This is a genomic window from Achromobacter sp. MYb9 (assembly GCF_002975275.1).
In the GTDB taxonomy this organism is placed as follows: Bacteria; Pseudomonadota; Gammaproteobacteria; order Burkholderiales; family Burkholderiaceae_B; genus Achromobacter.
The window spans coordinates 63,367-82,255 of sequence record NZ_PCOQ01000012.1; the positions used below are offsets into that span (position 1 = coordinate 63,367).

At 52.2% G+C, this 18,889-nt stretch carries 12 protein-coding genes; 10 read left to right on the forward strand and 2 right to left on the reverse strand.

Annotated features, from left to right (window positions below; all coding sequences use genetic code 11):
* The first annotated feature begins 30 nt into the window (after nucleotides 1-30).
* From CQ050_RS18040 to CQ050_RS18055, 4 genes are all read left to right on the forward strand, one after another.
* Nucleotides 31-5,301: a glycosyltransferase gene (locus CQ050_RS18040; RefSeq protein WP_105558211.1), complete on the forward strand. Its 5,271-nt coding sequence runs from the start codon at nucleotides 31-33 to the stop codon at nucleotides 5,299-5,301.
* A gap of 200 nt (nucleotides 5,302-5,501) precedes the next feature.
* Nucleotides 5,502-7,034 (forward strand): heparinase II/III family protein, encoded by a 1,533-nt coding sequence (locus CQ050_RS18045; RefSeq protein WP_158266065.1) that lies wholly within the window; start codon nucleotides 5,502-5,504, stop codon nucleotides 7,032-7,034.
* A 68-nt stretch (nucleotides 7,035-7,102) separates the two neighbouring features.
* A complete protein-coding gene (locus tag CQ050_RS18050) occupies nucleotides 7,103-8,740 on the forward strand; it encodes a heparinase II/III family protein (protein WP_158266066.1) in 1,638 nt (545 codons plus the stop codon).
* A gap of 18 nt (nucleotides 8,741-8,758) precedes the next feature.
* Nucleotides 8,759-9,322 (forward strand): serine acetyltransferase, encoded by a 564-nt coding sequence (locus tag CQ050_RS18055; RefSeq protein WP_105558214.1) that lies wholly within the window; start codon nucleotides 8,759-8,761, stop codon nucleotides 9,320-9,322.
* Nucleotides 9,323-9,372: 50 nt separating this feature from the next.
* On the opposite strand, the gene CQ050_RS18060 is transcribed toward CQ050_RS18055, so the two are convergent.
* Nucleotides 9,373-10,419, reverse strand: a complete 1,047-nt coding sequence (locus CQ050_RS18060) for a glycosyltransferase (RefSeq protein ID WP_233214151.1) — start codon at nucleotides 10,417-10,419, stop codon at nucleotides 9,373-9,375.
* A 299-nt stretch (nucleotides 10,420-10,718) separates the two neighbouring features.
* Here CQ050_RS18060 and CQ050_RS18065 point away from each other — a divergent pair, with 299 nt between their 5' ends.
* The 6 genes from CQ050_RS18065 to CQ050_RS18090 all read left to right on the forward strand — a co-directional run bounded on the left by CQ050_RS18065 (nucleotide 10,719) and on the right by CQ050_RS18090 (nucleotide 17,671).
* A complete protein-coding gene (locus CQ050_RS18065; protein ID WP_105558215.1) occupies nucleotides 10,719-11,498 on the forward strand; it encodes an ABC transporter permease in 780 nt (259 codons plus the stop codon).
* A 7-nt stretch (nucleotides 11,499-11,505) separates the two neighbouring features.
* Complete coding sequence (locus tag CQ050_RS18070) at nucleotides 11,506-12,159, forward strand: ABC transporter ATP-binding protein (RefSeq protein WP_105558216.1); 654 nt, start codon at nucleotides 11,506-11,508, stop codon at nucleotides 12,157-12,159.
* Between the two features lie 18 nt (nucleotides 12,160-12,177).
* The gene (locus CQ050_RS18075) at nucleotides 12,178-13,284 is read left to right on the forward strand and encodes an ABC transporter permease (protein ID WP_105558217.1); all 1,107 of its coding nucleotides are present in this window, start codon (nucleotides 12,178-12,180) and stop codon (nucleotides 13,282-13,284) included.
* 93 nt (nucleotides 13,285-13,377) lie between these two features.
* Complete coding sequence (locus CQ050_RS18080) at nucleotides 13,378-14,436, forward strand: polysaccharide biosynthesis/export family protein (protein WP_105558218.1); 1,059 nt, start codon at nucleotides 13,378-13,380, stop codon at nucleotides 14,434-14,436.
* A gap of 8 nt (nucleotides 14,437-14,444) precedes the next feature.
* Nucleotides 14,445-16,448, forward strand: coding sequence for a capsular polysaccharide biosynthesis protein (locus CQ050_RS18085; RefSeq protein ID WP_158266067.1), 2,004 nt, complete (start codon nucleotides 14,445-14,447; stop codon nucleotides 16,446-16,448).
* Entirely contained in the window at nucleotides 16,445-17,671 is a 1,227-nt protein-coding gene (locus CQ050_RS18090) for a capsule biosynthesis protein (RefSeq protein ID WP_105558220.1), read from the forward strand. The genes CQ050_RS18085 and CQ050_RS18090 overlap by 4 nt, the downstream gene beginning before the upstream one ends.
* A 4-nt stretch (nucleotides 17,672-17,675) precedes the next feature.
* On the opposite strand, the gene CQ050_RS30745 is transcribed toward CQ050_RS18090, so the two are convergent.
* Nucleotides 17,676-18,758 (reverse strand): hypothetical protein, encoded by a 1,083-nt coding sequence (locus CQ050_RS30745; RefSeq protein ID WP_146121053.1) that lies wholly within the window; start codon nucleotides 18,756-18,758, stop codon nucleotides 17,676-17,678.
* Nucleotides 18,759-18,889: the final 131 nt, after the last annotated feature.

Genomic DNA, 18,889 nt, shown 5'->3' on the forward strand with positions numbered 1-18,889 from the left:
GAGTGTCCTCATTTTTTTACGACGAGAGCTATGTCAGCCGTACTTACGATGCAGCAACGAGGATGGGAAGCCTACGCCGGGAAACTCGGCGTGGAGCTAATGCAGAACACTCAAAAATTCCTGGATTGGCTCTGCAGCCAAGTGGAAGGCGAGTTCATTCTGGATGCCGACTGCGGCCAGGCCGCAATCCTAATGCTGCTTGCCCGCGAGGGCAAGAACGTCGTAGGGCTTAGCTCTGATACCGCAGTCCTTGGTCAGGCCCGCACCTTCATCGCAGACGAACCTTCGCAAGTACAACGCAACATCACGCTGCACAGTGGTTCGCTGCTGGAAATCAATGCGTTGATTGATCGCAGCTTCGACACCGTAATTCTTCCGCAGAGCATCGCACTGACCGGCGAGCCCCACGACTTCATCGAAATCGCATTCCGGAAGCTTAAACCGGGAGGCCGCTTGATATCCCTGTGGCCATTCGGCGCGCTATCCCAGTCCGGCTCTGGGTTCTACTTGAGAGAGCCTGCCAATTTGTTGTCGCGACATTTCGAGACGACGCTCGTCCGGCTCTTCGGCGACACAATGGCGGTCATTTGCAAGCCGCGGGCCAAGGTGCTAGAGCGCATCCCTGCAATTGCCGCGTGGCCCGACGCTGTCGTTCAAGAAGCGGAATCCGCCTTGACCGCCGGCCAATTGGCCTCCACGGCGCACTTGCATGCAACGCAGGGAGAATTGCGAGAACTGAGGCGTGAACTCGCCCACGCCAATTCCGAACTCGAAACGCTCAGCCAACTGCAGGCTCAGCATGAGTCTCAAGCAACGACGCTGAAGGCCCAGCTCGAGGCCATCCAGCACGCCGAACGCGAGGCTGCGACAGGCGCACAAGAACAACTCGCTCTACTGAAGGAACAACTCAAAGAAAGCGCGGCCGCCACGGAGAGCGCCAACCATGCCGCCAGCCAAATACAGGCTCAGGCGCGCATCCTGGAGCTTGAGAAAGCTCAGGAAATCGCAGTGCTGCGGCATGAGAAATTCCAACGAGACGTGATCATCCAGGACGCCCGTCGTGAAGCGGAACACCGGGCGGCTCAAACCGAGATTCAGATTCAGGAAGCCAGCGATGCGGTCAAGATAGCTCATGCTGCTCGGGATAATGCCTTGCAGCGCTTGCAAGCCGCAGAAACCGCCGCAAAATCCAAGAGCGCGGCGCTCGAGCAGTGCGTGGAAGAACTGCGGAACGCATTGATCGGCAAGCAACGAGACGTCGAAGACGCTCAACGGCGAATAGATGAACTGACGGCGCTGACCCAGGAACGAGCGCAAGCGATTGAACGGCTCCAGGTGGAGCATGCTCACCTGACACAGCAATATGAGCGTGCGCTAGAAGAAAGGCGGAACTCGGAGTTACGCCTTCAGAGCGAACTTGACGGACTCCGGCATAATCACGACAGAATTCGTGCAGCCAACCAACATGCGGACGCCCGGATTCATACCCTGGAAAAAGCCGTTGCCGAAGCCACGACAGCGCGCGAAGGGTCAGAGCAAGAGCGTTCGAAATTGCAATTTTCGCTCAATACCCTTACAACCCAACTGTTTCAAGCCCGGACTGCACAGCGGGATGCGCAGAGTGCTGCGATCAACAAAATTCAAGATATTCAAACCCGGCTCACGCTTGCACAAAATCAAGTGCTCGAAACCGAGGGACGTTTGAAAGATGCGCAATTGAAGGCGAGAGACATCGTCGCTCAATACCGCGAAACTCAGAAGAATGAGAAAGACGCAACGGAAAAAATCCGGCACCTTGAACGTCGCCTTCGCAACCTGCAATTAGAAAAAGAGCAGGCGATTCAGCAAGTCGAGCAGGCCAGAAAGACACTTTCGTTCCAGCTTGGCTACGCGCTGCTCCACGGCTTCAAGTCGTGGTCAGCATTTTTCTCTTTGCCATCGGAATTCATTCGTATTCATAAAGAAGGAAAGATCCGGCGCGAGAGGAAGCGATTGAAGCAAGAGGCTGGTGGCCACAAAACGGGTAAACTCGCCCCTGCTCGACAGTCGCCTGCCGCGAAAGTAAACGCTGAACCCATAATGCTGGCTGGGAGTTCCTCACTGAGCACGAAAATGCGCGTAGCGGGCATTATGGACGAATTCACGTACCATTCCTATGCGCCTGAGTGCGAATTGCTCCAATTGCGCCCGGAGTCGTGGCTGACACAGGTCCAAGATTTCAAGCCGAGTTTGCTTTTCATTGAATCGGCCTGGAAAGGTGTGGAAGACCTATGGCAGCGCAAGATCAGCAACTGCGCAGAAGAGGTACGGGCCCTGCTCGCGTGGGCGAAGAAGAACCACGTCCCTACCCTCTTCTGGAATAAGGAAGATCCTGTCCACTTCAGTACGTTCATCGAGCTTGCTTCGCTTGTTGATCATGTCTTCACCACGGATATCGACTGCATCCCGAAATATAAGAAGATACTAGGCCACGAGCGCGTTTATCTTTTACCTTTCGCGGCCCAACCCGCAGCCCATAATCCCATTGAGGTTCACGAGCGCAAGGATGCCTTCAATTTTGCAGGTTCCTACTATTTACGTTATCCCGAGCGCCAGCGGGATTTCGCCGCATTGGTCGATACAGTAAAGAAATTCCGCCCAATCGAAATATACGATAGAAACTACGAGAAGCCACACCCACACTACCAATTTCCCGAAAAATACACCCCATTCATTTTGGGAAATTTGAAATTCGACGAGATAGATAGAGCCTACAAGGGTTACCGGTACGGCATCAACATGAACACCATCAAGCAATCTCAGACGATGTTCGCGCGTCGCGTCTTTGAATTGCTTGCGTCAAATACTGTTGTCGTCAGCAACTTCTCTCGCGGAACAAGGCTGCTGTTCGGCGATCTTGTCATCGCATCTGATGAAGCAACCCAAATTGAATCCCGCATTAAAGCCCTCTACGCAGATGAACTCGCGTATCGAAAATTCCGGCTTGCTGGTTTACGCAAAGTCATGGCCGAGCATACCTATCGCCACCGGCTGTCATATATCAAAGCCAAACTTTCGTCCACCCCATACAACCAACAAATCCCGGCAGTACTATTCGTTGCTCGCGCTGATTCATCGCACGAATTGAAATCCATTCAGGATTCCTTTCTGAGACAATCACACGGCAAGTGCCGACTATGCGTGGTCACTGCGGGCACAGCACCCCTGACGCCGCAAGACTCTCGCATCAGCCACTTTGGAAGCATCGACTCCCTTACCACGGCTGTGCGGGACATTGCACCTCAGGTGGAATTGATAGGCATACTGCATTCCAATGACTACTACGGCGTGCACTATGCGGAAGACCTGGCTTGGGCTTCGACATACGGCGGCTCCGCCGACGCGTTTGGCAAGGTAGCCCGCTACGCCTACCAAAATGGCGAATTTGCGCTGCTTGAAGACGGAAAACAATATCGCCCTGCGGTAGCGATGCAATTGCGCTGCGCGGTCCAGCGCATCAAATCAGTGACTGACGCGGACATTGCACGCTGGCTTGGCATGCCAGATGCGACTACTAGCGAAGGCCTCCAGGGCCTGTCGATAGACGAATTCAACTACTGCGTAGACGGCGCCGAGGCGGATGCCACAGCGCTCCTCAAGGTGCAGGATGCCACACTGGCCAATACAGGTGTCTCGTTTGACCAGGATTTGGCGCCTCTAGCCGAAGCGATTAAACCAGCGGCTACGATAAATGATGATTCGGACGATGATCTCCCTTCTATTTCCGGGGCGGAGCTGGCTGCCCGCTTGAGAGCTCCCGCTTCCAAAATGATCACGCTTGCAGCGGAAGGCGGTGCCTTGTGGGTACGATCCAAGCTACCACAAGAGAGCTTTGCCTACGTCTATGTTAAAGAATCTTCGCCTCGCGAAGAGTTGAACATGGAACTCAATAGCCAGTTCACGCTAGTGTGTGATGATCCAGGCGAAGTGCGCACGGTCTTTGAGTTCCAGGACAAGGACCGCAAGAAAATATCCCATTCGATTGTTGGCGCGGAAGGGACGCACGCTCTTGCCATCCCAAACGAATGCGTCTACATCCGCTTCGGCCTGCGCATCCAAGGGAAATGCAACCTGAAGATTCACAAGCTGGTACTGGGCAGCCACGGACAAAAGCCCTCCGTCGTAATTGGACGGTCAAACACATTAGTGCTGACAAAACAATATCCTGCATACGACGACCTGTACAAATACGGATTTTTGCATACCCGCGTCCGCGCCTACGCCCGTGCGGGCCATCCCGTGGACGTTTTTCGTATCAACGCCAATCCCGGCCAGCCCTATCGGGAGTTCGAGAACGTTGATGTAGCTATCGGAAATGCTGCTCTCTTACGCCAATCGCTGGAATCTGGTCGTTACAGTACTGTGCTGGTGCATATACTCGACAAAGTAATGTGGGACGTACTTAAGGATTTTCTCGATAAGATAAATGTGACGGTATGGGCACATGGGTCCGAGATCCAAGTCTGGCAGCGGCGCGCGTATGAATTTGCCGGCCTGGGCACAGACGAAATCGTGCGAAAGAAGAAGCTAAGCGACAACCGTCGAAAATTCTGGCGTGACGTATTCGGCAACGCGAGTAAAAATCTAAGATTCGTGTTCGTGTCTGATTGGCTGAAACGCACCACGGAAGAAGATATGGACGTATCGCTGACCGGAGAGCGATACATGGTAATTCCAAACCATGTAGATGGCGCCATTTTCGACTACAAGGAGAAACAGGCCGAAGACCGCAAGAAATTGCTTTCTATACGGCCTTACGCAAATCGGACATATGCAAACGACCTTACAGTGCAAGCAATTTTGAATTTGAGCAAAAAACCTTACTTTAAAGAGCTTTCCATTGAACTATGCGGTGACGGCGAGTTGTTCGATGAAACAACAGCTCCGCTTGCGAACTTCAATAATGTGAAACTCAGCAAGGGTTTCTTGACTCATTCAGAGATATCGGCCAAGCACAAGTCATACGGTGTCTTTCTTACGCCTTCTCGAATGGATACCCAAGGGGTCTCGCGAGACGAAGCGATGTCGAGCGGCTTGGTCCCGATTACGACAAATATAGCCGCCATACCTGAATTTGTATCGGCCGACGAAGGATTTCTCTGCCCGCCAGAAGACAGTACCGCCCTGTCCAGCGCAATCGAACATCTTTTACAGAATCCAGAGGACTTTCTAAGAAGATCCGGAGCCGCGAATAAGCGCGTCTCCAATTCTCTAGATATCGACAAGACTATAGATCGCGAACTCGCTTTATTCGTACGATGATCCGCTGCGGGGATCGGCGCCATCCCCGCTATTTCTCAAGCTCACCGCCGGGTTCGGCAAGAGAAAATAGGCTAATAAGTCCTTATCAGCAGCTGTCGTATAATGGTAGGTCCGCACGAGGCGCTCTCGTGCCTACCATAACCGTGATCCGTGCATCGTCGAACTTTGCGAGACACGCCGGCAGGAGTAAAAATCAAAATATGCAAATCGCTCCCGCAGCCATGCCCTCATCCCCTGCGACCATTCCTATGGACGCAATTCAGGTGGAACATGCCGCATTCCCAACAGTCGTCCTGGCAGACCCGATAGACTGGGCAATTAACCCCTACAACTCACCCGCATGGCTCCATCATTTCATGAGTCTGCGGTGGATCCCGGCTGATTTTGAGGCCGACCTCCTTTTTCAGATTGTCAAAAGTTTCTATCAGTTCCACTGTGCCAAGAAGTCCCGCAATCCTTATTACACGCATCTCCGGGGCGATCACGCAGCAGTCATACGAATAGAGCAATTGCTGACTTTTCGCGAACGGTTCAGCGAACTGAATAATGTTCCTGCGCAGGGAATCTGTGACCGCATAATCAGAGCTGAAGCAGTTAATCTTCAGCGAGACGCCATGTATAGGGCTGGGCACAATCATGGATTAATGACGGACATCATGCTGTTAACTCTGTGGAATGACTACCCAGCTTATCGAGGGAGCATTGACCCTGTAATGATTGCCGCCCGGGGCCAAGCCACCCTGGATGAAATGTTCACACGCGACGGGATCACCCGAGAACATTCCATTTCGTATCAGGAACACAATTACCCTCTGGCGGTCCAGTTTCTTGATTTGCACCCCGACCATAATGCCGCTCTAATTAAGAAGCGCAAAGCGACGTTCGCAGAAAATACAAAGAAGATACTGTCCTTCGCATTACGCGATTCTGGGGATTATTTGGCCATCGGGGACACTCTTCGGAGTCCAAATAAAAATATACGCGCATCGCATCCCGAGATCGTAGCCAACGAAAATGAACTGGCCACTCTCGGTTCGAAAGGCTATCGATTATACTGCGACACTGGGTTATTTTTTTACAAGAGAAGAAAATCCGTAGACGACAGTTTCAAAAAAAATATACACTTCTCCGCCACTTGCGGCTGGAATTCGGTGAATCACAAGCAAGATGACGAACTCTCATTTTGCCTCGAAATTGATGGCGAACTCGTATTTGATGACCCAGGTTATACCGTAAACGTAGTACCCCGCGATCGGGCGATACGAACAGCATCCGCCCACAGCACAATCGAAATCGCTGAAAGTCCATTTTGCGATATTAGAGACTCGGCCCGCGGGAGCCGAATTGCTGCTTGGTTTGAGACCACAAACGGGTTCGTAGTTAATATGGCTCATGATCGAGTAGCAGATCATGCGATATCGAGAGAGATATCCTTGTACGGTGAGTACTTGACCATTCGAGATAAAATACTGCGGACAAACTTCCGCAATCCGCTCCTTGCCTTCCACAATTTCGTGCTTCATCCGGACATCCAAGCCGAGGTGTCAGGCCTTAAAGTCAAACTTTATAAGGGCAATACCGTTGTTGCCGAAATTGAGGCCGTGGAGGGGAATGGAAGTTGGACCTCCGAGAACTTAGACTACATCGGGATCGACAAATATCTATACCTTATCACCAAAAAAATGGTGTTTAAGAGTTCGCAAGAATTCTGCGAATTCAAAATAGAATTTTGAAATTAATCTACTTTAATCTAATGAATCTTAATCTTGTTCGCGAGAATCTGGATAATATAAAAAAGAACTTGGACTTCTCCGCTCGAGGCGAAGAAATCATAAGATCCGGAAAAGTTCGGCTAGGCCCGTTCCCGGCTACCGACTACAAGCTCGATTGGTACCAAAATCCATTAGATAACCGCACATGGCAATGGCGCTGGGGTTCGTTGTCGGCTCTTCTTTATATTATCGCTTACCACCAAATCACCTCAGATTCCAGCGCTCTGAATGTGGGAATAGAATTAATCGAAGAATGGTCGAAGCAGTTTTCTGAATCCCGCCCCGGAGATGAGAATCTCTCCGAGTTCGTCTGGCATGATCATGGAACGGCACTGCGCGCAGAGCACATCTTGCTGTTCCTCGGTTATCTGTCCGAATTGCCTTCCAGGCAGATTTGGGAAGGCGGATGTGCACATTTCGTCGAGGCCTCCGCTTCGCTGTTGGAACGGCACGCCTCAATCCTTGCCGATAATGCGTTTTACTCCGCACACACAAATCATGGATTAGAGCAGGCTCGTGTCCTTCTTTTGCTTGCGTCCGTGTTCGAGAACGGCTGGGAGCACGCGATATCTTGGCAGGAGACAGCACTCGCACGGCTGCAATCTGAACTGGATTTCGCTTTCACGTCTGAAGGCGTTCACGTCGAGAACAGCCCCGCGTATCACATCTTCGTTTTCAAGACGTTCATCTCTATAGTCCAGACCTATACGAAGTCCGGCCATTCAGAGTTGGCAAAGGCCTTTTTGCCTAAAGCAAAGAAAATACTCGAGTACATCGTCTATGTGCTACGCCCGGACGCACACGTTCCGATCATCGGCGACACCGAGAAACTACGCCCGACGGATGCCTTCAAAGAGTTACTGGGTGAGAGCCTGGAATACCAGGAGTTCCGCTACGCAATAACCGGTGGAAAGTCTGGCATTAAACCGCGTTTTCGTTTCAAAATTTATCCAGTATCCGGATACGCCATATATCGAGACACTTGGGACAACCGCCGTGCTTTGCACGGTATCTTCAAAGCTGGCGCCCTCAGTTCCTATCATCGACAAGAAGATGAAGGAAATTTGGTTGTATACGCTTTCGGGGAAGATTGGCTTATTGACTCGGGTATGTACAACTACAATCACGGCGACCCGATCCGAAAGTATGTGCGGTCCAGATTTGCGCACAATGTTGCCATCCTAGACGGCACGGCCTACAAAAAGAATTGGCCGGAGCTAAAAAATAGCTGGACGCTAATAGATGAGAGATTAACCGGCACCAACAATCAAAGTACGATGACGTTTCACGGATTGGTAGGCGCATCCACTGAACGAACCACGCAATTTGAGCCTCGACGCCTAACTGTCACAGACTCTTTAGTGTGTCTCGACGGGACGCCCCGCACAGCACGTATGCTATGGCACGTCGATAACCAAAAAGATATAGAAGTCATAGACAAGAGCACTGTGCGGGTACGCTCAAGAAAGTCGGGTACTATCATGACTATCACAACCACAGGCGACACCCTCGGCACAATATCGGTCCGAGGCGGAATCAGCGGCACGAAGGTCGTATCAGTGTCATCCGACCGAGCAAACAAATACTTGCCGTCCAGTGTTATTGAATTTGTCTGCGAATCGGCTATTAATCATGAGCTGAAAACCGTAATATCCTTTTCGCAATAATCAACCTGCCAACACATCATGAAATACGATGCCCTCTTAGCCCTTATGGAGCCGATTTTGGCTCACCCCACGACGATAACGGCGCTCCACAATGAAGCGAGAAGCTGTCTTATCGCGGGTGACTCAAATAAATCCAAGCTTTTAGAGCAACTCATTAAAATATTCCACAATTCCTATGTCCCGGCAACGGTGCAAATAGGGGCTGGAACAACGTTTGCCTACGGGGGGATAGGAACTATCCTTCACGCTCAAGCGAAAATAGGAAGAAATTGCTCAATAGGATCGAATGTAACTGTTGGCGGGGGGCAAGGAATACACTCAATAACAAAGTTGTCCGTCCCTAAAATTGAAGATAACGTCTACATAGCTACAGGCGCAAAGATTTTCGGGCCTGTGCTTATAGGTAAATTTTCAATCATAGGCGCGAATGCGGTAGTGACCAAAGACGTCCCGCCTTTCACTATCGTGGGAGGGAATCCGGCCAAAGAGCTAAAAAAAATAACAAGGGAGAATTATCCCAAGTACAAATCGTTCATAGGTCGGAACATTGAATACACTGAGGAAATTTTTACCCAACGGTAGGCGAACTGCCTGGCAGGACCTTGCCCAATATACGTCGAACATTCAGCCTGCTAAAAGATCGAGCTATCTTCAAGCGTCTGTAGACGATGAGCCCAGGTATGATTTTCCCTCACCATTTGCGCGCCATGCCGCGCACGCTCCTGCGCTATTCTGTATTGACTGGCCGACCAACGAATTACGTCCTCCATGTCCCTCCTGGAGGAAACGATATGGCAGTATTCGGAAAATAGCTCCGACGCTGCCAGTGAAGGCGTTGTGATAGCAACTCCTCCGACCGCCAAGATTTCTATTAGGCGGCGGGAGTACATGGTCGGTGACGCTTCGACCGTATTAACATTCAAATTGAACTTATAGCTCTTATATAAAGACGCTGTTTTTTCATAGGACACTCGCGGTCGAACCGTCAATCCCGGCAAGCTCGGGTATCTGTAATGTAAGGATTTTCTACCGGAATTCCTGTCATAGACATCCAGACCTTTGGCCGAAAACACCTCAAAAAGAGAATCTTGCCATTGTCTACGGCGGGGATGGACATGAGTACCATAACTTCCAATAAAACAGCTATAGCCCGAGTCTTGCCTCGCCTTGACTTCCGGATGATGGAATCTCGGCTGGATGGGGAACGGGAGCGTCCCGATTACCAATGCGCCCGGCGAGTCCGCTCGGTATTGTTCTATGCAATTCTCGTCAACAGTATATATATACCTAAACAGCCGCGCACTTCCAATAAATCTCGAATAGTGAACTGAATCCTCTTTATTCCAGAATACCGCGGGGATGCCCGCGCGTTGAGCTGCATCCAACATCCTGCGCAACTGCAAATTTGTCCGTTCCGGATGGTCCGGATAGGAAGCAATACCGTATTTCCAGCTATTTCGAAAACCTTGCCATGCTGACTCAACAAATAGAACATCGGGGCGCCAATCAAGAAAGACGCGCTCGCAATTTTCAGGAGTGATATTTCTAACCGTACACTCGGCTTCAAGGGACGCCTGCGTCAACGCATCGGAAACCAAAGCAACCTTAAGCTTCGAAAACTTGCCGAGATTTCTCTTGGAACAAAATACGGAAGTGAAGTAATTCTTCAAAAAATGCACAGGAATTTCTCAAAATGACCCAGCAGATATTGACTACATTTCAAATGTTTTGACAAAAAAATAACATTTTGAAAGGTACGCGAGCGCAATAGGTAGATGCAAAATGGCGCTTGTTTCAGAACCCGTCTAAACGCAACACCGGACATCAAGCCCGGAAGATCGAAATCGAAGCAATTAGATAACTAAAGCCGAAATTCAGCTACTTTAAAGGGCTTAGCAACACTTTCGGTAGCTAACGCCCTCTCTTACGTAGTCAGGTATTGTACAATCAGCCGCGCTCAGCACCAAACAACTATCCCATGCGTCTACGATCACCGCTAGAAATTACCCGCTCTGTCATTTTTGCGCTTGTATTGCGCGAGATGCGCGGACGCTTTGGCCGCATTAGGCTAGGCGCTGTATGGGTGATCCTCGAGCCTATGTCCCACATGATCGTTTTGGGGACAATAATGAAACTACGCAGCGCAGGGTCACCGAGTTATGAATTCCTTGTATTCCTATTGATGGGCCTGGCACCCTTCCTTTTATACAAGAATATTGTATTGAAGCTGATGGGCAGTGTTGAGGCCAATAAATCACTATTTTCGTATAAACAAATTCAACCAGCTGACGCCTTTTTTGCTCGAACAATTGTTGAATTTTGCATCTCTTCCATCACGTTCTTGATTTTATATATTGCCCTCACTTGGTATGGGTACTCCACGGCAATAACGGACCCCATAGCGTGGCTCTTTGCGATTTTTCTGGGCATAGCATTTTCATTTGCCCTGGGAATATTTTACGCGATGCTGGCGGAAGCGATACCCGAGCTAAGGACTCTTCTCAGCCTTACATTCATGCCACTTTATTTGCTTTCCGGTGTTATTTATCCGATAAACCGGCTACCGCACTCGATCATCGATTACTTATTGTGGAACCCATATCTCCACATTATCGATCTTATCCGCGCAGCGACATTCAAGCACTATAGGCTATACCCCGGCGTCTCGTTTGAATATGTGGTCAAGTGCACTATCGTAGCGTCGTTCGCCGCCTATGCAGCTTACCGCGTACGTAAATATCGATTAATGTCTCTTTGAACCGACTATGTTCGAAGTAAGAAATATTACAAAATCCTATTACACTCCACGCGGTCGAAGATACGTATTTCGAGACATATCTTTTTCCATTCCCGCTGGGAGGAATATTGGTTTGATAGGCAAGAACGGGTCCGGAAAGTCCACATTGATGAGACTCCTGGGCGGCGCCGATACGCCGGACCGTGGAAAAATAGTTACTAACAAGAGCGTATCATGGCCGGTCGGGCTCACCGGGGGCTTCCAAGGCAGCATGAGCGGTAGAGATAATGTCAAGTTTGTCTGCAGAGTGTACGGAGCTATTGGCCCGCGGATGTCAGAAGTCATTGAATATGTTCGAGATTTTTCAGATTTGGGAAAATGGTTCGATGAGCCCGTTAGATCATATTCATCGGGGATGAGATCCCGCCTGGCGTTCGGCTTGAGCATGGCGTTCGACTTTGATTATTACTTGATCGATGAAGTAATGTCTGTTGGGGACTCTCATTTCAAGAAAAAATCAAACCAAGTCTTTGCGAAGAAAATGAAAACGTCCAACATCATCTTGGTCAGCCATTCTATGGAAGATATTCGTCGGCTGTGCAACCTGGTCCTGTTCGTTGAGAACGGCGCAATACAAATGTTTGATGATGTCGAAGCCGGCATCGCCGCTTATCAAGCCTAATGGCCTGCAGGGATTACTGTGTTGAATCTTGAGAAACTAAAGAAAACACCACTCTTCATCTATATGGTGGTGATACCGATGGTTGTGGTCGGAATTTACTACGCGTTCCTTTCACTCGACAGGTATGTAAGCACAGCAAAGATGGTTGTTCGCCAGCCACACGAGGCAGCCGGCGCCAATATTCCCAGCCTAGCTCTGCTTATGGGCAGCACCAATCCCACCTCGCGCGAAGAAACCTTGTTCATGCAGGACTTTATTCAGTCCATCGACATGATGAATCACCTTCAGCAAAAGTTGAACTGGGTCGATGCCTATGCGGAGCAGATGAGTGACCCGCTTTTCTATATATCTAAGGACGCTCCTGCCGAGGATCTACTGAAATTCTATCGCCGCGTGGTAGAAACGCATTTCGATGAGTTTACGGGGTTACTTCAGGTGGAAGTACAAACGCCCGTTCCTGCTCTTTCCAAGGCGATCCTGGACGAAATATTGAATGAAAGTGAACGTTTCGTTAATGAACTTTCGCACAAGATTGCTCGTGATCATTTAAGCTTTTCTGAACGTGAACTCGGGAATGCGCGTCGCAACTATATCAAGCAGCGGGACATCCTGATTGCATTTCAAAACGCCAATAACCTTTTGGACGCTAAATCCTCTGCAGCCTCAAGGTCGGCAACACTCGCCGGACTCGAAGATCTGTTGACCAAGGAACGCGCGCACTTGAAGGCACTGCGCTCCACATTGGACGCTCAGTCGCCGCAGGTTCGACAACAACAGATCAAAATTCGCGCGATCGAGCAACAGCTCGTGGCCGAGAAGAAAGAGTTGATTTCCGCGGTGGGTGGGGAGCAACTTAACGTCATCGCATCTGAATTTCAAAATTTGACTGTGGATGCCGGGATAGCCGAGGAAAGTTATAAGTTAGCAGTGACGGCAATGGAGAATGCGAGAATCGAGGCCTCCAAGAAAATACGCAGCCTCGTGACCATTGTGCGACCCGCAGTGGCCCAGCGCGCCATATATCCAGAGCGCCTCTACAATCTCGCAACCCTTTTCATCCTTTTGGTGCTGCTCTATGGTGTTGCGCGCTTTGTGATTGCCACGATCGAAGATCATCGAGACTAACAATTCACAATCGACATGACAGCTGCCTCTGAACACACGTTACATCCCGCCAATATGATCCCACTGAATCCACGGAGCGTTGCACCTCGACTTATGCGCGCTGCCATCACAATGGCATTCACGATTGCTCTTAGTGGTTGCGGCATTTTGTCGGGCGCAGGCCCATACCGCTTGACCATTGCTGCCGAGGAGAGTTATTCCGATCCCAGGTACGAGGTTGTCGATCTGGATGCCAAGACCATTGGCGGCTACATGCGGCCGGCCGTTCCTGAGCTCACGTCGACAGTATCCCAACTGCCCGTCAGCAACGTATTCCTGATACCAGGCGATGTGATATCTCTGATGATTTCGGACAGCGGGCAGGAAGGGGCACTGTTCTCGCCACTGAGCGCTGGAGGCACGAACTTTCCCCAACTTCGTGTTGATGCCGACGGCAAGATATCACTGCCGTATGTCGGCGAGCTGAAGGTGTCGGGCATGACTTTGCCGGATGTCGAACGCAGCGTGCGCCAAAGGCTCAAAGGGAAGGCCATTGACCCCCAAGTGCACGCCGCGATGGTGGGAGATCTATCGGGTTCGGTGCTAGTGGCTGGGGGAGTGAAGACACCTGGGCGGTTTTCTGCACTTCAAGGCCCTTTGACCTTGCTGGATGCGATTAACCAGGCCGGCGGGCCGGTGCTTGAGCCGCATCTGGTCAATGTGGTGGTGCGCACCGGAAGCCAGGTTTACACCTATAGGTACCAAGACTTGCTTCAAGGGAACAACCAACCCGTCCCGCCACGCTCCGAAATTGTGGTCGAGCGGGCTCGTCAGCGATTTGTGGCTATGGGCTCGGTCAAAACGCCAGGATTACATGATCTACCGTCAGCAAGCTCTAGTTTGCTTGAGACGCTCGGGTCTGTCGGCGGACTGGAAGAATCGAAAGCCGACCCCACTGGCGTGTTCATTTTTCGTCTGGTGGAGGACGATCCAGCCAATCCGCATGCGATCGTCTTCCGTCTCAATATGCGTAATCCGGAATCCATATTCCTCGCCAAGCAGTTTTTGATGCAGCCGGAAGATGCGATCTATGTGACCAACGCGGCCGTTTATGAATGGCAGAAGATCATTACGCCTATCGTGCAGGCGCTCCTGCTCGGCCAGCGCTTCTGACATCCGCCATGGCCCGCAAGCTCGCCGCAGTCCATTGGCTTGACTGGGGACTATGGAGCCAACATCGACTGGCGTCCCGGCTTGGCGCCCGCTTGACGATCACAGGCGGGTTTCTACCCTACCCAACTGATGCGGCCTACATCGGATGGGGGCTGAAGAAGAGCGGCTTGCGCGCCCACGCGCTTTCCAGGCGCCGCAAAGGACACTGTTGGCTGCTTGAGGACGGATTTCTGCGTTCGTTGGAAGGGAGCGACAGCCTTTCGCACTCGCTCATCATTGATGACTTGGGCATTTACTACGATGCGTCGCGCCCTTCACGGCTGGAGGCCCTCGCTGCAACGCCCCTGGACGGCGAGCAGCAGGACCGCACCCTTCGTCTGATCAAGGCTTGGCGAGATCATCGCCTATCGAAGTACAACGGAGGGCCCGACCCGCAGCCGATCGCCCTTCCCCACGCCTATGTCTTGGTAGTAGACCAAACGGCCGGCGATGCTGCAATCGCAGCAGGCGGCGCCAGCGCCGCAAGTTTCCAGAAAATGCTCAGCGACGCACTTTCCGCGAATCCTGATTGTTATGTCGTGGTGCGGGTGCATCCGGAAGTCGTGAGCGGGCGTAAACAAGGGCACTATGATCCCGCGTTACTTCGGGCCAACCCACGCATACTAGTCGTGGCCGACGGTTCTCATCCAGCCTTGTGGATTGAGCATGCGCGCGCCGTATACACCGTTACGTCGCAGTTGGGATTCGAGGCGTTGCTATGGTCCAAACCCGTTCACGTCTATGGCATGCCCTTCTATGCAGGCTGGGGCTTGACTCACGACTCGCTGTCCGCGCCCGTCCGTCGCAAGCGTATTCCGCTCGAGCAGCTGGCATACGCGTGCCTGGTCGGGTACGCGCGCTACTTCGACCCAGAGACCGGATGTCCGTGCGAAATCGAAACGCTGATGGAATGGATTTCTCTGCAACGAAAACAGCGCCAACGATTTCCCGCGCATCTGCTTGCTTTCGGTTTCTCGCGCTGGAAGCAACCGTTTGTCCGGGATTTCCTAGCCGGTAGTAAGCCGGTATTCACGCGAACGCTCCCTTCAGCCCGAGCTCCTGATCAGCCGATCGTCACGTGGGGGCACAAGCACAGTGCCGAACTTGAGAAGGCAGGCTACAGCGACCACGTTCTCCGCATCGAAGACGGATTTCTCCGTTCCGTGGGTTTGGGCGCGGACCTCATACGCCCGCTGTCCTGGGTCATCGACCCAGAGGGTATCTATTATGACGCACGCTCTCGCTCGCGATTGGAGCGAATTCTGGCCGAAGAACCGTTCGCAAGCGCGATCCGCGAGCGCGCGCGCGCTCTGCGCCGAACGATCGTCGAGGCTGGCGTTACCAAGTATAATTTACAACACCCTGAACAATGGCAACGCCCCCCTGGCGGCAAGCGGATCGTCCTTGTCATCGGGCAGGTTGAAAGCGACGCCGCCATACGTTATGGCGCAGGCCCGATACGCCGCAACCTTGATTTGCTGAAATCCGCCCGCCAAGCCCGCCAGGATGCTTGGCTGCTATATAAACCTCACCCGGATGTGCGTGCAGGATTACGGCAGCAGGGCGACGGCGAGTCCGATGCGTTGACGTGGTGTGATGAAGTTATTGGAGATGTTCCTTTTGAAAGCCTTCTTCCTCATGTTGACGAGGTCCATGTATTGACCTCGCTTGCAGGATTTGAAGCTCTGCTCCGCCATGTCCCGGTAGTTACTTGGGGCCAACCGTTCTATGCAGGCTGGGGCCTGACGGAAGACCGTGGCATGACCGCGGAAGTCCTGGCCAGACGCCAGAGGCGTGTCAGCCTGGATGAATTGGTGGCTGCCACGCTGATTCTTTATCCGACGTACGTCAGTCGGGTCACGCGCAGTTTCTGCTCGCCCGAACGCGCAGTGCAAGAGTTGTTGGATTGGCGCAGTGAACGCAAACCCGCCCCTTTGCGCCGGGTTGTGGCTCGGCTAACGCGCAAGCCATGAGTAAGCTTTTTCTGTTTCTCCAAGGCCCTTGTTCGCCTTTTTTCAGCAAATTGGGCCGCTCGATACGCGACGCCGGCCACGATGTGCAGCGCGTCAACTTCAATGCCGGCGACTGCTGGTATTGGAACAATGGCGGGACGCACTATTTCCGCAAGTCGGCAGACCTGCTCGATGCTTGGTACACGGACCTGTTTAACCGCGAACGCCCTACGGATTTGGTGCTGTTCGGAGACCAGCGTCCCGTGCACCAACCTGCGATCAAGCAGGCAAAGGCCAAGGGCATCCGGGTCCACGTATTTGAGGAAGGCTACTTTCGGCCGTATTGGGTATCGCTTGAGCGGAACGGAGTCAACGCGAACTCGCAGTTGCCCCGCGACCCGTCGTGGTACCGCCGAATCGGGCCCAGAATTCCGGACTACGAAAACGGCATAGCGTTTCCTCCGTCATTCGCAGCCCGGGCATTCCATGACGTCGTGTATCACGTTGCCGGCATACGCAATCCCATCACCTACCCTGGATACCGGACCCACTCGCCCATTCTTGCGCACCACGAGTACACCGCGTACGTGCGCCGGGCAATTACGCTGACAAACCTGAAGCGCCGTAATCTGGCAGCGATCCAAGCGTTGATCTATGGTCGCGTCCCATTCTGGCTCGTACCGCTTCAACTCAACAGCGATGCCCAGATCCGGCATCACTCCCCATTTTCGAGCATGACGGATATGCTTGAAATCACGCTGACTTCATTCGCACGGATGTGCCGGCCAGATTCGGTCTTGGTCATCAAGAATCATCCCCTGGATACGGGCCAGGAGGATCATGCTTCGATCATCGACGGAATTCGGGGACGCCTGGGACTCAAACCCGAACGTATCCTGTATCTGGAAACAGGCCCGCTTCCCGCCCTGCTCAATCATGCGCGCGGAGTAGTAACGGTGAACAGCACTGTCGGTGGATCAGCGCTGGTGCATGGCAGGCCTTTGAAGGCCTTGGGCAATGCCATCTACGATATGCCGGGCCTGACTTTCCAAGGAGGCCTCGACTCGTTCTGGCGTTATACCAAGCAACCTGACCAACGCTTATTCCGCTGGTTCCGCAATACGGTCATCCATGGAACGCAGATCAATGGCGGCCTCTACAGCCGGGAAAGCATCGACATGGCCGTATCCAATGCGGTGCCGCGGCTTCTGTCAGATAAAAGCCCCCTGGAAAAAATGCTGTAGAGGATCACTTTGCGCAGGTGGCTTTACCTTGAGATCTGTCGGCATAGTTTTCCACATTGCGGCCCTCTATCCGATTGTCTCGCAACTCCAAATCCTCCGAGGCGCACTCCTTTCTCGCGACTTGGCGTTCGACGCAGGCCTTCACGCCATCGTTGCAATACCACTGCGATATCGCGTGCACATCGCCGGGTTTCGTATTATCCGAAGCTGAACCGAAGATATTTCCAGATATACGGTTTCTGTCAGATTGGTCTCTGATCCGGATCGGATCTCCGGAAAAATCATCGAACTTATTCCCGACGATTTCGTTCCCTTGGGACATGTTAGAAATATAGATCGAATGCAGATGACCACGCCCATAGGTTTTCAATGCGGTTTCACTGTTGTCCAGATTTATAATATTCTTGAATGAATTTCCCTCTACGCGTCCGTGCCCGACACCTTGAAGCCGCAACGCCGCAGTGCAGCCACCCCGCGGCAGCTTCCCGCGTCTCACTGGATCAAACTTGCTCCCGATATCTACAAAGTTGCTACGGGTGACGACAACATCGCGCCCACCAGGTCTGCGGACGTCATCCGACCAGGATTGAAAGCTTAGAGCTTCGCAATACCGTTGGAACGTCAACCCAGTGAACTCCAATTTCATCGAAACGGGCGCAGAATTGCCAGTCGGCACGCCGGGCAGCGCTTTAAAGAATACAGACTGCTTACCTCCTTGCCCATCGAACACAACGGCTGTACCCGGCCGGGCTGGCATGAAACGCGTCCAAATCCCGGGAAACGTGCGCCATTCAACTCCTTGCCCCCGGTAGACGCCCGGCGCGAATAGCACTCGCACCTCATCGTAACCACTTGCCTTCTCGGCCACGAGTTCTTGCGCCCTGGCGACGGATGCGATTGGTGCATCGGCGCTCAGGCCCGAGGCGGTATCAACCCCTTTGGGCGCCAGGTAAATATCCAAAGATTTGCCGACTGCTGTTTCGGCAGTGCAAATACTGATAGCCAAGAACATCGCGTTAGCGATTAAAAAACGCTGGTAGCTTTGGCCGATAGAAAAAGAACGCTTCAAGACAATTCCGCTGGGCATTTATTCCTCCAACACTTGAAATCCGCTGTCGTCCCATCACATCAGGAACGAATTGGGGTGCCATCAACATGCAGCCCCAGGGACCCGAGGATTTCCAACCCTTTTATCCTGACGCTGCCACTTCCCGCCAT